The sequence below is a fragment of the Streptomyces sp. NPDC059452 genome, assembly GCF_042750035.1.
GTDB lineage: Bacteria > Actinomycetota > Actinomycetes > Streptomycetales > Streptomycetaceae > Streptomyces.
The window spans coordinates 90,598-105,902 of record NZ_JBHYVE010000027.1 but is presented as its reverse complement, the minus strand read 5'-3'; the positions used below and the strand labels follow the sequence as shown (position 1 = coordinate 105,902).

At 70.7% G+C, this 15,305-nt stretch carries 14 protein-coding genes; 5 read left to right on the top strand and 9 right to left on the bottom strand.

Going from position 1 to position 15,305, the window contains the following annotated elements:
- Positions 1-93 precede the first annotated feature (93 nt).
- The gene (locus tag ACFW9Z_RS29310) at positions 94-1,800 is read right to left on the bottom strand and encodes a glycerol-3-phosphate dehydrogenase/oxidase (protein ID WP_384645584.1); all 1,707 of its coding nucleotides are present in this window, start codon (positions 1,798-1,800) and stop codon (positions 94-96) included.
- A gap of 246 nt (positions 1,801-2,046) precedes the next feature.
- Between ACFW9Z_RS29310 and ACFW9Z_RS29305 the strand changes: the two genes are divergently transcribed.
- Both ACFW9Z_RS29305 and ACFW9Z_RS29300 read left to right on the top strand, forming a co-directional pair.
- Complete coding sequence (locus ACFW9Z_RS29305; RefSeq protein WP_384645583.1) at positions 2,047-3,309, top strand: nucleotide sugar dehydrogenase; 1,263 nt, start codon at positions 2,047-2,049, stop codon at positions 3,307-3,309.
- 133 nt (positions 3,310-3,442) lie between these two features.
- Positions 3,443-4,123: a hypothetical protein gene (locus ACFW9Z_RS29300; RefSeq protein ID WP_384645581.1), complete on the top strand. Its 681-nt coding sequence runs from the start codon at positions 3,443-3,445 to the stop codon at positions 4,121-4,123.
- A gap of 71 nt (positions 4,124-4,194) precedes the next feature.
- On the opposite strand, the gene ACFW9Z_RS29295 is transcribed toward ACFW9Z_RS29300, so the two are convergent.
- The 4 genes from ACFW9Z_RS29295 to ACFW9Z_RS29280 all read right to left on the bottom strand — a co-directional run bounded on the left by ACFW9Z_RS29295 (position 4,195) and on the right by ACFW9Z_RS29280 (position 8,523).
- Complete coding sequence (locus ACFW9Z_RS29295) at positions 4,195-5,319, bottom strand: GuaB3 family IMP dehydrogenase-related protein (protein ID WP_019763850.1); 1,125 nt, start codon at positions 5,317-5,319, stop codon at positions 4,195-4,197.
- Between the two features lie 106 nt (positions 5,320-5,425).
- Positions 5,426-6,928 (bottom strand): IMP dehydrogenase, encoded by a 1,503-nt coding sequence (gene guaB, locus ACFW9Z_RS29290; protein ID WP_384645580.1) that lies wholly within the window; start codon positions 6,926-6,928, stop codon positions 5,426-5,428.
- A 129-nt stretch (positions 6,929-7,057) separates the two neighbouring features.
- On the bottom strand, positions 7,058-7,633 hold the full coding sequence (locus ACFW9Z_RS29285; RefSeq protein ID WP_084748752.1) for a sigma-70 family RNA polymerase sigma factor: 576 nt from the start codon (positions 7,631-7,633) through the stop codon (positions 7,058-7,060).
- Positions 7,634-7,911: 278 nt separating this feature from the next.
- Positions 7,912-8,523, bottom strand: a complete 612-nt coding sequence (locus tag ACFW9Z_RS29280; protein ID WP_003948568.1) for a response regulator transcription factor — start codon at positions 8,521-8,523, stop codon at positions 7,912-7,914.
- A gap of 449 nt (positions 8,524-8,972) precedes the next feature.
- On the opposite strand from ACFW9Z_RS29280, the gene ACFW9Z_RS29275 reads away from it, so the two are divergent.
- A complete protein-coding gene (locus ACFW9Z_RS29275) occupies positions 8,973-9,314 on the top strand; it encodes a WhiB family transcriptional regulator (protein ID WP_093692761.1) in 342 nt (113 codons plus the stop codon).
- 72 nt (positions 9,315-9,386) lie between these two features.
- On the opposite strand, the gene ACFW9Z_RS29270 is transcribed toward ACFW9Z_RS29275, so the two are convergent.
- Entirely contained in the window at positions 9,387-10,277 is an 891-nt protein-coding gene (locus ACFW9Z_RS29270) for a LysR family transcriptional regulator (protein ID WP_384645579.1), read from the bottom strand.
- Between the two features lie 81 nt (positions 10,278-10,358).
- Here ACFW9Z_RS29270 and ACFW9Z_RS29265 point away from each other — a divergent pair, with 81 nt between their 5' ends.
- Both ACFW9Z_RS29265 and ACFW9Z_RS29260 read left to right on the top strand, forming a co-directional pair.
- Positions 10,359-11,087, top strand: coding sequence for an MOSC domain-containing protein (locus tag ACFW9Z_RS29265; protein ID WP_384645578.1), 729 nt, complete (start codon positions 10,359-10,361; stop codon positions 11,085-11,087).
- Between the two features lie 34 nt (positions 11,088-11,121).
- Positions 11,122-11,895 (top strand): SDR family NAD(P)-dependent oxidoreductase, encoded by a 774-nt coding sequence (locus ACFW9Z_RS29260; protein ID WP_384645577.1) that lies wholly within the window; start codon positions 11,122-11,124, stop codon positions 11,893-11,895.
- A 126-nt stretch (positions 11,896-12,021) separates the two neighbouring features.
- Here ACFW9Z_RS29260 and groL read toward each other — a convergent pair whose 3' ends face one another.
- The 3 genes from groL to ACFW9Z_RS29245 all read right to left on the bottom strand — a co-directional run bounded on the left by groL (position 12,022) and on the right by ACFW9Z_RS29245 (position 15,266).
- Positions 12,022-13,647: a chaperonin GroEL gene (groL, locus tag ACFW9Z_RS29255; protein WP_384645576.1), complete on the bottom strand. Its 1,626-nt coding sequence runs from the start codon at positions 13,645-13,647 to the stop codon at positions 12,022-12,024.
- Positions 13,648-13,745: 98 nt separating this feature from the next.
- Positions 13,746-14,054, bottom strand: coding sequence for a co-chaperone GroES (gene groES, locus ACFW9Z_RS29250; protein WP_003966899.1), 309 nt, complete (start codon positions 14,052-14,054; stop codon positions 13,746-13,748).
- A gap of 291 nt (positions 14,055-14,345) precedes the next feature.
- Positions 14,346-15,266 carry a polysaccharide deacetylase family protein gene (locus tag ACFW9Z_RS29245; RefSeq protein WP_384645575.1) on the bottom strand — a complete coding sequence of 307 codons (921 nt, stop codon included), beginning with the start codon at positions 15,264-15,266 and terminating at the stop codon, positions 14,346-14,348.
- Between the last annotated feature and the right edge of the window lie 39 nt (positions 15,267-15,305).

Sequence of the window (15,305 nt, the reverse complement as noted above, 5' to 3'; positions counted from 1 at the left end):
GTGAACCCGGGCGGACCGGCCCCCTCCCCTTCAGGGCCCCCTGACTCCCTAGGTCCTGTCGTCAAACTGCCGCCTGCCGCGCGACGCCTGGCCCTAGATCGGCACGATGTCCGGCGCCCCGAGCCGGGCCGCGTCCGCCGTGAGGTCGTCGGGCTGCCGCTGCGACTCGCGCTCCGCCTCCACCCGCTTCTCGTAGTGCTCGACCTCCCGGTCGATCCGGTCCGCGTCCCAGCCCAGCACCGGCGCCATCAGCTCCGCGCAGAGGCGGGCACTGCGGGTGCCCCGGTCGAAGGTCTCGATGGAGATCCGGGTGCGCCGGGTCAGTACGTCGTCCAGATGGCGGGCCCCCTCGTGGGAGGCGGCGTAGACGATCTCGGCGCGGAGGTAGTCGTCGGCGGCGGGCAGTGGTTCGCCCAGGGTGGGGTCGGCCAGGATCAGTTCCAGAATTTCTTCCGTCATTGAGCCGTACCGGTTGAGCAGATGCTCCACCCGGACGACATGGAGCCCGGTCCTGGCCGCGATCCTGGCCCGCGCGTTCCACAGGGCCTTGTACCCCTCGGCGCCCAGCAGCGGGGTGTCCTCGGTGACGCAGGCGGCCACCCGCTGGTCCAGCCCGTGCACCGCCTCGTCCACCGCGTCCTTCGCCATGACCCGGTACGTCGTGTACTTGCCGCCCGCCACGACGACGAGCCCGGGGACGGGGTGGGCCACGGTGTGCTCGCGGGACAGCTTGCTGGTGGCGTCCGACTCACCGGCCAGCAGCGGGCGCAGCCCGGCGTAGACACCTTGGACGTCGTCCCTGGTCAGCGGGGTGCTGAGGACGGAGTTGACGTGCTGGAGGAGGTAGTCGATATCGGCGCTGGAGGCGGCCGGGTGGGCCTTGTCCAGGTCCCAGTCGGTGTCGGTGGTGCCGATGATCCAGTGCCTGCCCCAGGGGATCACGAAGAGCACGGACTTCTCGGTGCGCAGGATGAGGCCGGTGGAGGAGTGGATGCGGTCCTTGGGGACGACCAGGTGGATGCCCTTGGAGGCCCGGACGTGGAACTGCCCGCGCTCCCCGATGAGCCCCTGGGTGTCGTCCGTCCACACGCCGGTCGCGTTGACCACCTGCTTGGCCCGGACCTCGTACTCCCTACCGCCCTCCACGTCCTGGACCAGCGCGCCCACCACCCGCTCGCCCTCACGGAGGAAGCCGATCACCCGGGCCCGGTTGGCCACCTGGGCCCCGTAGGAGGCGGCGGTGCGGACCAGCTCGGTGACGAAGCGGGCGTCGTCCATCTGGGCGTCGTAGTACTGCAACGCGCCGACCAGGGCGTCCTTCTTCAGCGCGGGGGCCACACGGAGGGCACGGCGGCGGGAGAGGTGGCGGTGCACGGGGAGGCCCCGGCCGTGGCCCGAGGAGACCGACATCGCGTCGTACAGCGCGACGCCGGAGCCCGCGTAGAGCCGCTCCCACCCCTTGTGCTGCAACGGGTAGAGGAAGGGCACCGGCTTCACCAGGTGCGGGGCCAGCCGCTCCAGCAGCAGCCCGCGCTCCTTCAGCGCCTCCCGGACCAGGGCGAAGTCGAGCATCTCCAGATAGCGCAGCCCCCCGTGGATCAGCTTGCTCGACCGGCTCGATGTGCCCGACGCCCAGTCGCGCGCCTCGACCAGGCCGGTCGAGAGCCCTCTGGTGGCGGCGTCCAGCGCCGTGCCCGCGCCGACGACGCCCGCCCCCACGACCAGCACGTCCAGCTCGCGTTCGGCCATGGCGGCGAGCGCGGCGGTGCGCTCGGCGGGTCCCAGTGTCGCTGTCCTCACTGCTGCCTCCCGGTGGATCGGGGTGGTCGGACACGGGAGTGCCACCCGGCCGAGGGGCCGGCCGCCCGTGTCCACTCCTCGATTCTGTCCGCGCTCCCCGACTTCAGCCACCGCCTGTGGACAACACCCGGACGACAGGCGTCACGGAATGCGACATATAGGTCATATTTACGCCTAGTCTGACATTGCGCTGTCCACAGCAGTTGCGCTTTTCGTACTCCGGTCTTAGGGAAGGCGGCCTACGACATGCCCGCAGACCTCGCCGTCATCGGACTCGGCCACCTCGGCCTGCCCCTGGTCCAGGCCGCCGTGGCCGCCGGGATCGACACCGTCGGCTACGACACCGACCCACGCCCCTGCGCCGAGCTGCGCGCGGGCCGCACCCCCGTCGAGGGCTCCCTCACCGCGTCCGACATCCGCCGCATGCTCTCCGGCGGCTTCCGGCCCACCACCAGCGCCGCCGAGCTGGGCCGGGTCCGTACCGCCGTGATCTGCGCCCCCACCCCCCTCGGCCCCGACCGCACCGTCGACCTCACCGCCCTCGGCGACGCCGCCCGCGCCCTGGCCGCCCGGCTGCGCCCGCACACCACCGTGCTGCTGGAGTCCGCCGTACCGCCCGGCACCACCGAGAACTTCCTGCGCCCCCTGCTCGAAGAGGGCTCCGGGCTCACCGCCGGACGCGACTTCCACCTCGCCTGCTCCCCCAGCCGGCTCGACCCCGGCAACCGCACCCACGGCTACGCCAACACCCCCAAGGTCATCGGCGGCCTCACCCCCGCCTGCACCGAGTCCGCCGCCGCCTTCTACGGACGCCTCACCGACAAGGTCGTACGGGCCCGGGGGCCGCGCGAGGCGGAGATGACGAAGGTGCTGGAGACCAACTTCCGGCACGTCAACATCGCGCTGGTCAACGAGATGGCGGTGGCCTGCCACGACCTCGGCATCGACCTGTGGGACGTCATCCGGTGCGCCGAGACCAAGCCCTTCGGCTTCCAGCCCTTCCGCCCCGGCCCCGGCGTCGGCGGCCACGGCGTCCCGGTGGACCCGGGCTGCCTCCCGTACAGCGGCCGCACGCCCGGCCACCCGCTGCGGATGGTCTCGCTGGCGCAGGAGATCAACGAACGGATGCCCCGGTACGTCATCCAGCGCTGCGCCACCCTGCTGAACGAGCACGGCAAATCGGTCCGGGGGGCGCGCGTGCTGCTGCTCGGGGTCACGTACAAGCCCGACAGCGCCGACCAGGAGGCCGCGCCCGCCCGCGAGATCGCCACCCGGCTGATGGACATGGGCGCCCAGATCGGCTACCACGACCCGCATGTCCTGGACTGGCGGGTGCGCGAACTCCCCGTCCCGCGCGCCGATTCGCTCTACGAGGCGGCGGCCGCGGCCGACCTGACCGTACTGCTCCAGCAGCACCGCACATACGACCTCCAGGGCCTCGCGGTGAAGGCCCAGCTCCTCCTGGACACCCGGGGCGCGACCCCGGCGGGGGCCGCGCACCGGCTCTGAAGACGTGTATCGGCCACCGAGATTGGCTAGTGACCAATTCCGGTACCTACTGCTACCGTGCGGCGTCACAGAGCGCACACATGTTCGCGTCAAGACACGCACATGCGCATTTCGCCCCAGGGGGAGACCCACCGTGAGCCAGCCCGTGCAGCCGCCGAACCAGCCCCAGCAGCCGTACGGCGCCCCGCCCGCGGACGGCAACCCGTACGCGGGCGGCCCCGCCCCCGCCGCCCCGACGGGCAACCCCTACGGCCAGCAGCCCCCGGCCCCGTACGGCCAGCAGGCCCCGGCTCCCACCGGCAACCCCTTCGCGAACCAGCAGGGCCAGCAGGGCCAGCCCGGTCCGCAGGGCCAGCCCGGCCAGCAGCCCGGCCCCTTCGGCGGCGGCACCCCCTTCGCCTCGGCTCCCCCGGCCCGCAACAACATCCTGCTCGGCGTGCTGACCGCCCTCGGCGCGGCGATCGTCGCGGGCATCCTGTACGGCGTGATCTCGGGCTCCATCGAGCGCGAGTTCGGTTACGCGGCGGTCGGCGTCGGCTTCCTCGTCGGCTTCGCGGCAGCCAAGGTCGGCGGCGCCAACCCGGCGGTCATCGGCGCGGCGGCCCTCTTCGCGGTCGGCGCCGTCTACCTCGGCCAGCTCATCGGCATCTCGATGGTGCTGTCGGACCGGGCGCACGTGCCCTTCTCCGAGGTCGTCCTCGACCACTTCGAAGCGGTGACGACGGCCTGGAAGGCGGAGTCCGGCTTCATGACGTACGTCTTCTTCGCCTTCGGCGCGATCGCGGCGGTCGGCGGCGCCAAGAAGGCGAGCTGACCCCCTCGTACGGCTACGCGGAAGGGCCCGGACCGTCATGGTCCGGGCCCTTCCGCGTAGCTGCGGGCGGGTCAGCGGCGGTGCTGCGAGTCCGCCACCGTCACCTCGACGCGCTGGAACTCCTTGAGGTCGCTGTAGCCGGTGGTGGCCATCGCGCGGCGCAGGGCGCCAAAGATGTTCATCGAGCCGTCCGGGGTGTGGGAGGGGCCGGTGAGGACCTCCTCCGTCGTCCCGACCGGGCCGAGGTCGACCAGCTTGCCGCGCGGCACGTCCTCGTGGACGGCCTCCATGCCCCAGTGGCGGCCACGGCCCGGCGCGTCCGTGGCGCGGGCCAGCGGGGAGCCCATCATCACGGCGTCCGCACCGCAGGCGATGGCCTTCGGCAGGTCGCCGGACCAGCCGACGCCGCCGTCGGCGATGACGTGCACGTACCGGCCGCCGGACTCGTCCATGTAGTCGCGGCGGGCCCCGGCCACGTCCGCGACGGCGGTGGCCATCGGGACCTGGATGCCGAAGACGTTGCGCGTGGTGTGCGCGGCGCCGCCGCCGAAGCCGACGAGGACACCGGCCGCTCCGGTCCGCATCAGGTGCAGGGCGGCGGTGTACGTGGCGCAGCCGCCGACGATGACCGGGACGTCCAGCTCGTAGATGAACTGCTTGAGGTTGAGCGGCTCGGCGGCGCCCGAGACGTGCTCGGCGGAGACCGTCGTACCCCGGATGACGAAGATGTCCACCCCGGCGTCGACGACGGCCTTGGAGAACTGGGCGGTGCGCTGCGGGGAGAGCGCGGCGGCGGTGACGACTCCGGAGTCGCGCACCTCCTTGATGCGCTGGCCGATCAGCTCCTCCTGGATGGGGGCGGAGTAGATCTCCTGGAGCCGGCGGGTCGCGGTCTCGACCGGCATCTCGGCGATCTCGTCCAGCAGCGGCTGCGGGTCGGCGTGCCGGGTCCACAGCCCTTCCAGGTTGAGGACGCCCAGCCCGCCGAGCTCACCGATGCGGATGGCGTGCTGCGGGGAGACCACGGAGTCCATGGGGGCCGCCAGGAACGGCAGCTCGAAGCGGTAGGCGTCGATCTGCCAGGCGATCGAGACCTCCTTCGGGTCCCGGGTGCGGCGGCTCGGTACGACAGCGATGTCGTCGAATGCGTAAGCCCGGCGGCCGCGCTTGCCGCGCCCGATCTCGATCTCAGTCACGATGTGTGGCCTTTCCCTCTACGTCTGCGCTGACCAGTATCCCCGACACGCGTGTGAGGGGCGGTACCGGGAACTCCGGTCCGCCCCTCAGCCACGCGCCGCTGTGTTACTTCCGGCTGTAGTTCGGTGCTTCCACCGTCATCTGGATGTCGTGCGGGTGGCTCTCCTTGAGACCCGCCGAGGTGATCCGGACGAAGCGGCCCTTGCTCTCCATCTGGTCGACGGACTCGGCGCCGACGTAGCCCATGGTCTGGCGGAGACCGCCGACGAGCTGGTGGAGGACGTTGGCGAGCGGGCCCCGGTAGGGCACCTGGCCCTCGATGCCCTCGGGGACGAGCTTGTCGTCCGAGGAGACCTCGGCCTGGAAGTAGCGGTCCTTGGAGTAGGACCGGCCCTGGCCGCGGGACTGCATGGCGCCCAGCGAGCCCATGCCCCGGTAGGACTTGAACTGCTTGCCGTTGATGAACATCAGCTCGCCCGGGGACTCCTCGCAGCCCGCGAGGAGGCTGCCCAGCATCACGCTGTCCGCGCCTGCGGCGAGCGCCTTGCCGATGTCGCCGCTGTACTGGAGGCCGCCGTCGCCGATGACCGGGACGCCCGCGGCACGGGCGGCGAGCGCGGCCTCGTAGATCGCGGTGACCTGCGGGACGCCGATACCGGCGACCACGCGGGTGGTACAGATCGAGCCGGGTCCGACACCGACCTTGACGCCGTCGACACCGGCGTCGATCAGCGCCTGGGCGCCGTCGCGGGTGGCGACGTTGCCGCCGATGACGTCGACGCCGACGCTCGACTTGATCTTCGCCATCCAGTCGAGGGCGTTGCTGTTGTGGCCGTGCGAGGTGTCGACGATCAGGAAGTCGACCCCGGCGGAGGCGAGCGCCTGGGCGCGGTCCAGCGCCTCGGGGCTGGCTCCGACGGCCGCGCCGACCAGCAGTCGGCCCTCGGCGTCCTTGGCCGCGTTCGGGTACTGCTCGGCCTTCTTGAAGTCCTTGACCGTGATCAGGCCCTTGAGGAGACCGGCCTCGTCGACCAGCGGCAGCTTCTCGATCTTGTGGCGGCGCAGCAGCTCCATGGCCTCCACGCCGGAGATGCCGACCTTGCCGGTGACGAGCGGCATCGGCGTCATGACCTCGCGCACCTGGCGCGTCCGGTCCGACTCGAAGGCCATGTCGCGGTTGGTCACGATGCCCAGGAGCTTGCCCGCGGCGTCGGTGACCGGTACGCCGCTGATACGGAACTTGGCGCAGAGCGCGTCCGCCTCGCCGAGCGTGGCGTCGGGGTTCACGGTGATCGGGTCGGTGACCATCCCGGACTCGGACCGCTTGACCAGGTCGACCTGGTTCACCTGGTCCTCGATCGAGAGGTTGCGGTGCAGCACGCCGACGCCGCCCTGACGGGCCATGGCGATGGCCATGCGGGCCTCGGTCACCTTGTCCATGGCGGCCGACAGCAGCGGGATGTTCACCCGTACGTTGCGCGAGATGAGGGTCGAGGTGTCGACCGCGTTGGGCAGGACCTCGGACGCGCCCGGCAGCAGCAGCACGTCGTCGTATGTCAGCCCGAGCGTCGCAAATTTCTCAGGCACTCCGTCGACGTTTGCAGTCATGACACCTTCCCCAAATGGCCTTGATCGGTGCGGATGTCCATGCTAACGGCCTCTACGGGTGTCTCATTCCACGATCAAGATCAGTTGAGTGTTCTGTAGCTTTCTACGGAACACCCTGCGCGGGTGTCCCTACTGCTCGGCCAGCGCCCGCAGCCTGCTGAGCGCACGGTGCTGGGCCACCCGCACGGCCCCCGGGGACATCCCGAGCATCCGCCCGGTCTCCTCGGCCGTCAGGCCGACCGCGACCCGCAGGACCAGCAGCTCGCGCTGGCTCTCCGGAAGGTTGGCGAGGAGCTTCTTCGCCCAGGCGGCATCGCTGCTGAGCAGGGCGCGCTCCTCCGGGCCGAGGGAGTCGTCGGGCCGTTCCGGCATCTCGTCGGAGGGGACGGCGGTCGAGCCCGGGTGGCGCATCGCGGCGCGCTGGAGGTCGGCGACCTTGTGCCCGGCGATGGCGAAGACGAAGGCCTCGAAGGGCCTGCCGGTGTCCTTGTAGCGCGGCAGCGCCATCAGCACGGCGACGCAGACCTCCTGCGCGAGGTCCTCCACGAAGTGGCGAGCATCACCGGGGAGCCGGTTGAGCCGGGCGCGGCAGTAGCGCAGGGCGAGGGGGTGGACATGGGCGAGCAGATCGTGTGTGGCCTGCGCATCGCCGTCGACGGCACGGTGCACGAGTGCACCGATCACCGTGGTCTCGTCCTCGCGCATCGGACCATGGTGCCCTGATGCCCCACGGTCCGCTCCATCGCGTCCCGAGTTGTGCACCGAAGCGTTATGAGCGGGTGCGCCGGATGTCATGTCCTGCGCCCTCCCCTTCCGCTCGTCCGAATCGTTCCTGAGGAACTCCACGACTCAAGGATGCGTCATCGGCCGGGAAGCGTCACATGGCGCCGTCGGCGGGCACCCGGATTCGGGGGTGTACCGCTGGTGACCCGTCCCGTCCCCCCGTCCGCCGGCCTGCGGACGGGGGCGGTCCGGGCCGGGCGTCAGCGGACCAGCCCCCAGCGGAATCCCAGGGCCACCGCATGGGCGCGGTCCGAGGCCCCGAGCTTCTTGAACAGCCGCCTGGCGTGGGTCTTGACCGTGTCCTCGGAGAGGAACAGCTCACGGCCGATCTCCGCGTTGGAGCGGCCGTGACTCATGCCTTCGAGCACCTGGATCTCCCGTGCGGTGAGCGTCGGGGCCGCCCCCATCTCGGCGGACCGCAGCCGGCGCGGGGCGAGCCGCCACGTCGGGTCGGCCAGCGCCTGGGTGACGGTGGCCCGCAGCTCGGCGCGGGACGCGTCCTTGTGCAGATAGCCGCGGGCACCGGCGGCGACCGCGAGCGCGACCCCGTCCAGGTCCTCGGCGACGGTCAGCATGATGATCCGGGCCCCGGGGTCGGCGGAGAGCAGCCGCCGGACCGTCTCCACACCCCCCAGACCGGGCATGCGTACGTCCATCAGAATCAGATCCGAACGGTCGGCCCCCCAGCGGCGGAGGACTTCCTCGCCGTTGGCCGCCGTGGTCACGCGCTCGACACCGGGCACGGTGGCCACCGCGCGACGGAGCGCTTCTCGGGCAAGCGGGGAATCGTCGCAGACGAGCACGGATGTCATGACCGTCCTCCGCAGCTGATGCGCGTCACCTTGAGCCTCCAGGCTGATACAAGTCGTCACCTGTGCGGTTGACCCCTTCGGACATGTGCCCGAGCTCGTTCTCCGTCAACCGCATCCGCCCTCTTAACGATGGTCACTCGAAAGAGTTACGGGTCGGACCGTCGGGTTCGGCACTCTACGTGAGGGGCCGCACACAGAGGAGAGCGACGCGGGTGATTCACCCGTCAACCGAATCTTCACTCCGGAGCTTGCCCTATTCGGCGAGATTTCTTCCCTTTTGAGGGTGTCTGTGGCTAGATTCGCAAACAGTCATATTTACATCTACTAGCACCGCAGATGTACGGTCGAGACTCAGGTCACCGAAGAGACGATCGCCGATCACGGATCGCCGGTTCCCCGGCGGTCGAGGATGCCGCTTCCGACGCAGCACGGCTTCGAGGGGACAAGCAATGGCAGATTTCTCCCGCCTTCCCGGACCCAACGCAGACCTGTGGGACTGGCAGCTGCTCGCCGCCTGCCGAGGCGTCGACAGCTCCCTGTTCTTCCATCCCGAAGGCGAGCGCGGCGCCGCCCGCAGCGCTCGTGAGACCTCGGCGAAGGAGGTGTGCATGCGGTGCCCGGTACGCGCCGAGTGCGCCGCCCACGCCCTGGCCGTACGGGAGCCCTACGGGGTGTGGGGCGGCCTGACCGAGGACGAGCGCGAAGAGCTCATGGGCCGGGCCAGAACCAGACTCATCACCGCGGCGCCCTCGGGGGCCACCGCCACCACCACGGGCTCCCGCCCCACCTGACGCCCACCGGGCCCCAACCGAACGCAGAAACGTTTCCCCAATACGGTTCCCGTACTGCCCCGGCCCCGTCCCTCAGCGGGCGGCCGCCCGGGACAGCTGGTCCAGGGTGGCCGCCACCGCCGGGACCCGGGCCAGGTCCGGCAGGGTGAGCGCCACGATCTCCCGCTCGATCGCGGGCTCCACCGAAACGGTCCTCGCCCCCTTGGGCCGGACCGACTCGACGGCCAGCTCCGGCAGGACCGCCACGCCGAGCCCGGCCCCCACCAGGCCCATCACCGCCGGGTAGTCGTCGGTGGCGAAGTCGATGCGGGGGGTGAAGCCGGACTCCTCGCAGACCTCCACCAGCTGCCGGCGGCAGCGCGGGCAGCCCGCGATCCACGACTCGTCCGCCAGCTCACCGATGGAGACGCTCGGCGCGTCCGCCAGCCGGTGCCCCTCCGGGACCAGGCCGATCAGCCGGTCGGTGAGGAGCGGCCGGACCACCAGGTCGTCCCATTCACCGCCGGAGGTGCCGTACCGGAAGGCCAGCGCGATGTCGCAGTCGCCGTCGCGCAGCAGGTCCACCGAGCGCGGCGGCTCGGCCTCCACCAGCGAGACCCTGGTCCCGGGGTGTTCGGCGCGCAGGGCCGCCAGCGCGCCGGGGACCAGGGTGGAGCTGCCGCTCGGGAACGAGACGAGCCGGACCCGGCCCGCCCGCAGTCCGGCGATGGCGGCGACCTCCTCCTCGGCCGCCGTCAGCCCCGCGAGGATGCCGGAGGCGTGCCGTACCAGCGCCTCGCCCGCCTGGGTGAGGCGCATCTCGCGTCCGGTGCGGATCAGCAGGGTGGTGCCGGCGGAGGACTCCAGGGCCTTCATCTGCTGGCTCACCGCGGGCTGGGTGCAGCCGAGTTCGCGGGCGGCGGCGGAGAACGAGCCGGTCAGGGAGACGGCGCGCAGGACACGGAGGTGGCGTGCTTCGATCACCTCTCCACCATAAGAGATTCTTGGATGTGAGGCGAACTAATGGCGCACCCCTTTGAGGGTTGAGCCATTAGCGTGACCCGTATGAGATTGCTGAGCGTGAATGTCGGCCGCCCCACCCCCGCCCCGTCCGCCGGTGGCCCCGGCGGGCTGACCGGGATCGACAAGCGGCCGTTCGAGGGGCCCGTACGGGTCTCCGATCCCGGCCCCAAGGGGACGGGTGGCAGCGGGCTCGCCGGGGACGCGGTCTGCGACCTGCGCAACCATGGCGGCAGCGACCAGGCCGTGTACGCGTTCGCCCGGGAGGAGCTGGACGCCTGGGAACGGAAGCTGGGCGGCCGGGAGGTGAGCGGACGGGAGCCGGGCAGCCGGGAGCCGGACGGACACGGGTCGAGCGGCCGGAAGCTGGCCAACGGGGCGTTCGGTGAGAACCTCACCACTCTCGGGATCGATGTGAGCGGCGCGCTGATCGGTGAGCGCTGGCGGGTGGGGCCGGAGCTGCTGCTTGAGGTGACCTCCGGACGCATCCCGTGCCGGACGTTCGCCGACCACATCGGGGAGGAGAAGTGGGTCCGGCGGTTCACCCAGGAGGCGGTGACCGGCGCGTATCTACGGGTGATCGAGCCGGGCACGATCCGGGCCGGGGACCCCGTCGAGATCGTCCACCGCCCGGACCACGAGGTCACGGCGGCCCTCCAGTTCCGGGCCGTCACGACCGAACGCACCCTGCTCCCGTCCCTGCTGGCCGCCGCGTCGGCCCTGCACCCGGAGGCACTGCGCAAGGCCCGGGAGTACGTGGCGGCGGGCGGGTGAAGTCCCGGCGCGCGGGGGCACTAACGTGCCGCGTATGACGACTGCACTGATTACGGGCGCGACGGCGGGTATCGGGGCGGCCTTCGCGCGGCGGCTCGCGAGCCAGGGGCACAACCTGGTGCTGGTGGCCCGGGACACCGCCCGGCTGCGCGAGCAGGCCACCGAACTGCACGACCGGCACGGCATCGAGGCCGAGGTGCTGAGCGCCGACCTGTCCACGGACGCCGGGATCGAGGCGGTCGAGAAGCGGCTCGCGGACCGGACGCACCCGGTCGATCTGCTGGTCAACAACGCCGGGTTCGGCAACAAGGGGCGCTACCTGGAAGTGCCCATGGCCGATGAGCTGACGATGCTGAAGGTGCACTGCGAGGCGGTGCTGCGGCTGACCTCGGCGGCCGTCACGGGCATGAAGGAGCGCGGCCGGGGCGGAGTGATCAACGTGGCGTCCGTCGCGGCGTTCGTGCCGCGCGGTACGTACGGGGCGTCCAAGGCGTGGGTCGTGCAGTTCACCCAGGGCGCGGCGAAGGACCTGGCCGGGTCGGGGGTGCGGCTGATGGCGCTGTGCCCCGGGTTCGTCCGTACGGAGTTCCACCAGCGGGCCGGGATGGGCACCGGCAACATCCCGGGGTGGATGTGGCTGGACGCGGACAAGCTGGTGGCCTCCGCGCTGACGGATCTGGCCCGGGGCAAGCCGGTGTCGGTCCCCGACCCGCGCTACAAGGCGCTGATGGGGCTGGTCAAGGTGACGCCGCGCGGCCTGCTGGGCGGCGTCACCTCGCGTACGGGGCGCAAGTACGGGCCCCAGTAGCCCGGTTCGGTGCCCTTCGGAGCTGTCCGGCGGTGAACGCACCGAGGCCCGGTGCCCCCGCGACGGGGGTACCGGGCCTCGGGCGTACCGGAAAGGTACGGGGCCGTACTAGTCGTACTAGTCGTACTAGTGGGAGTGGCCGTGGCCGCCGTGACCGGCGTCGGCCTCTTCCTCGGCCGGCTTCTCGACGACCAGGGTCTCGGTCGTGAGCAGCAGCGACGCGATGGACGCGGCGTTCTCCAGGGCGGAGCGGGTGACCTTGACCGGGTCGATGACGCCGGCCTTGACCAGGTCGCCGTACTCGCCGGTGGCGGCGTTGAAGCCCTGGCCCTTGTCGAGCTCGGAGACCTTGGAGGTGATGACGTAACCCTCCAGGCCGGCGTTCTCGGCGATCCAGCGCAGCGGCTCGACGGCGGCGCGGCGGACGACCGCGACACCGGTGGCCTCGTCGCCGGTCTTGCCGAGGTTGCCCTCCAGGACCTTCACGGCGTGGACGAGGGAGGAGCCACCGCCGGAGACGATGCCCTCCTCGACCGCGGCGCGGGTGGCGGAGATGGCGTCCTCAAGGCGGTGCTTCTTCTCCTTGAGCTCCACCTCGGTGGCGGCACCGACGCGGATGACGCACACGCCGCCGGCCAGCTTCGCGAGGCGCTCCTGGAGCTTCTCGCGGTCCCAGTCGGAGTCCGTGGACTCGATCTCGGCCTTGATCTGGTTGACGCGGCCCTTGACGTCGTCGGTGTTGCCGCCGCCGTCGACGATGGTCGTGTCGTCCTTGGAGACGGTGACGCGGCGGGCGGTGCCCAGCACGTCCAGACCGGCCTGGTCGAGCTTGAGGCCGACCTCCTCGGCGATGACGGTCGCACCGGTGAGGGTGGCGATGTCGCCGAGCATGGCCTTGCGGCGGTCACCGAAGCCCGGGGCCTTCACCGCGACGGCGTTGAAGGTGCCGCGGATCTTGTTGACGACGAGGGTGGAGAGCGCCTCGCCCTCGACGTCCTCGGCGATGATCAGGAGCGGCTTGGAGCCGCCGCCCTGGATGACCTTCTCCAGCAGCGGCAGCAGCTCCTGGATCGAGCCGATCTTGCCCTGGTGGATCAGGATGTACGGGTCGTCGAGGACGGCCTCCATACGCTCCTGGTCGGTCACCATGTACGGGGACAGGTAGCCCTTGTCGAAGGCCATGCCCTCGGTGAACTCCAGGTCCAGACCGAAGGTGTTGGACTCCTCGACGGTGATGACACCGTCCTTGCCGACCTTGTCCATCGCGTCCGCGATGAGCTCGCCGACCTGGGTGTCCTGCGCGGAGAGCGCGGCCACGGCGGCGATGTCGGACTTGTCGTCGATCGGGCGCGCGGTCGCGAGAAGCTCCTCGGACACGGCCTTGACGGCGGCGTCGATGCCCTTCTTCAGGGCGGCCGGGGAGGCGCCCGCGGCGACGTTGCGCAGGCCCTCGCGGACGAGCGCCTGGGCCAGGACGGTCGCGGTGGTGGTGCCGTCACCCGCTACGTCGTTGGTCTTGGTCGCCACCTCCTTGACGAGCTGGGCACCGAGGTTCTCGTACGGGTCGTCGAGCTCGACCTCGCGCGCGATGGTGACACCGTCGTTGGTGATGGTGGGAGCGCCGAACTTCTTGTCGATGACGACGTTGCGGCCCTTGGGGCCGATCGTCACCTTGACCGTGTCGGCAAGCTTGTTGACGCCGCGCTCAAGGGCGCGACGGGCGTCCTCGTCGAACTTCAGAATCTTCGCCATGGGCTGTACTTCCCTCTCGAACGAACTGCGCCCCTCGCCGCCCGGCTAGTTATTTCGCAGGGGGCCAGGGGCGCAGAACACAAGCAAACGTGGGTGAATTACTTCTCGACGATCGCGAGGACGTCGCGGGCCGAGAGGACGAGGTACTCCTCGCCGTTGTACTTCACCTCGGTGCCGCCGTACTTGCTGTACAGGACGACGTCGCCGGTCTTGACGTCGAGCGGAAGGCGCTCGCCGTTCTCGAAGCGGCCCGGGCCCACGGCGAGGACGACGCCCTCCTGGGGCTTCTCCTTCGCGGTGTCCGGAATGACCAGGCCGGAGGCCGTGGTCTGCTCGGCGTCGAGCGGCTGGACCACAATGCGGTCCTCAAGCGGCTTGATCGCAACCTTGGAGCTGGTGGTCGACACGATCCGGTCTCCCCCTTCGGAGATCTCACGGGGTTTAGCAGTCATTGGGCGGCGACCAGACCGATCCGTCGTCGCGGGTGCCGGACCTGCCCTGTCGCACAGTGTGGTGCTGGCACTCTCCAGGGGGGAGTGCCAGACCCGAGACTATGACCGCGATTAGCACTCGGTCAAGCGGAGTGCCAATTCACCACCCCCGCGCCGCCCCTGGCCGCCATCCCAGCCGCTATCCCAGCCGCTATCCCGGCCGCCGGGTCGGCCGCAGGGTCGGCCGACCTCCCGGACGCAGTCCTCTCAGACGTAGTCCTCCAGCTTCGCCACCGCGTAGCCCTTGTCCGTGATGGTCTTCATGACCAGGCGGATCATGTCGGGCATCGTGCCCTTCCAGGCGTTCTTGCCCCGGAAGTGGGTGAGGACGATGTCGCCGGGGTGCAGGTCGCGGTCCCACTCGCGCCACTCCATGTGGTCGGCGAAGGCCTCGGCGGACCAGAGCGGTACGGCGGTGATGCCGCAGGACTTGGCGACGACGAGGGTGTCGCGGTTGTAGTTGCCGTAGGGCGGGCGGAAGAGGGTGGGCCGCTTCCCGTAGTGCTTGAGGATCTTCTCCTGCTGGCCGCAGATCTCCCGCTTCTGCTCGGCGTAGGAGAGGCCGGGCAGATAGCGGTGGTTCAGGGTGTGGTTGCTGATGGTCACCCCGCGCTTCTGCATCTCCTTGAAGTACCCGTAGTTGTCGTTGGTGACGTAGTCACTGAGGAAGGCGCTGTAGGGGATGTCCAGCTCGGTCATCATCCGCAGCAGTGCGGGGTCCTTCTCCGCACCGTCGTCCATGGTGAGGAAGACGACCTTCTCCTTGGTGGGGACGGTGGTGAAGACGGGCGGCAACCCCTTGTCGTCCCGGACCTCGAACCCTTTACGGGTGGTGATGCGCGGCTTCACCACCGGTGGTTCGGGGGCGGCGAGCGGGGTCTTGGCGAGCCCCCACTTCTTCGCGGCCACGGCCCGTGCGGCCTGCTTCCGCTTGAGCTCCTCGGCGTACGTGTCCAGGGCGGGCGCGGCCTGCGGGGCGGCCTCGCCCTGCTGGCCCGCGGCGGGCTTCGCCGGGCCGTCGGGGGCTCCCGTACCGCCGCCGTCGGCCGTCGCCGCCGCGCAGGCCGAGGTGACGGTGGCGGCCAGGAGGGCCGCCAGCACGACGGAGACCGGCCGGTGCCGCTTCATGGGTGATTTTCCTTTTTGTCGTACTAGTTGCATGGCGCC

What these genes read in the sequence shown, in the direction of transcription:
- ACFW9Z_RS29305 (WP_384645583.1), top strand. Translation starts at nt 2,047, where the DNA reads ATGCCCGCAGACCTCGCCGTCATCGGACTCGGCCACCTCGGCCTGCCC.
- guaB (WP_384645580.1), bottom strand. Translation starts at nt 6,928, where the DNA reads ATGACTGCAAACGTCGACGGAGTGCCTGAGAAATTTGCGACGCTCGGG.
- ACFW9Z_RS29285 (WP_084748752.1), bottom strand. Translation starts at nt 7,633, where the DNA reads ATGCGCGAGGACGAGACCACGGTGATCGGTGCACTCGTGCACCGTGCC.
- ACFW9Z_RS29280 (WP_003948568.1), bottom strand. Translation starts at nt 8,523, where the DNA reads ATGACATCCGTGCTCGTCTGCGACGATTCCCCGCTTGCCCGAGAAGCG.
- ACFW9Z_RS29275 (WP_093692761.1), top strand. Translation starts at nt 8,973, where the DNA reads ATGGCAGATTTCTCCCGCCTTCCCGGACCCAACGCAGACCTGTGGGAC.
- ACFW9Z_RS29265 (WP_384645578.1), top strand. Translation starts at nt 10,359, where the DNA reads ATGAGATTGCTGAGCGTGAATGTCGGCCGCCCCACCCCCGCCCCGTCC.
- ACFW9Z_RS29260 (WP_384645577.1), top strand. Translation starts at nt 11,122, where the DNA reads ATGACGACTGCACTGATTACGGGCGCGACGGCGGGTATCGGGGCGGCC.
- groL (WP_384645576.1), bottom strand. Translation starts at nt 13,647, where the DNA reads ATGGCGAAGATTCTGAAGTTCGACGAGGACGCCCGTCGCGCCCTTGAG.
- ACFW9Z_RS29245 (WP_384645575.1), bottom strand. Translation starts at nt 15,266, where the DNA reads ATGAAGCGGCACCGGCCGGTCTCCGTCGTGCTGGCGGCCCTCCTGGCC.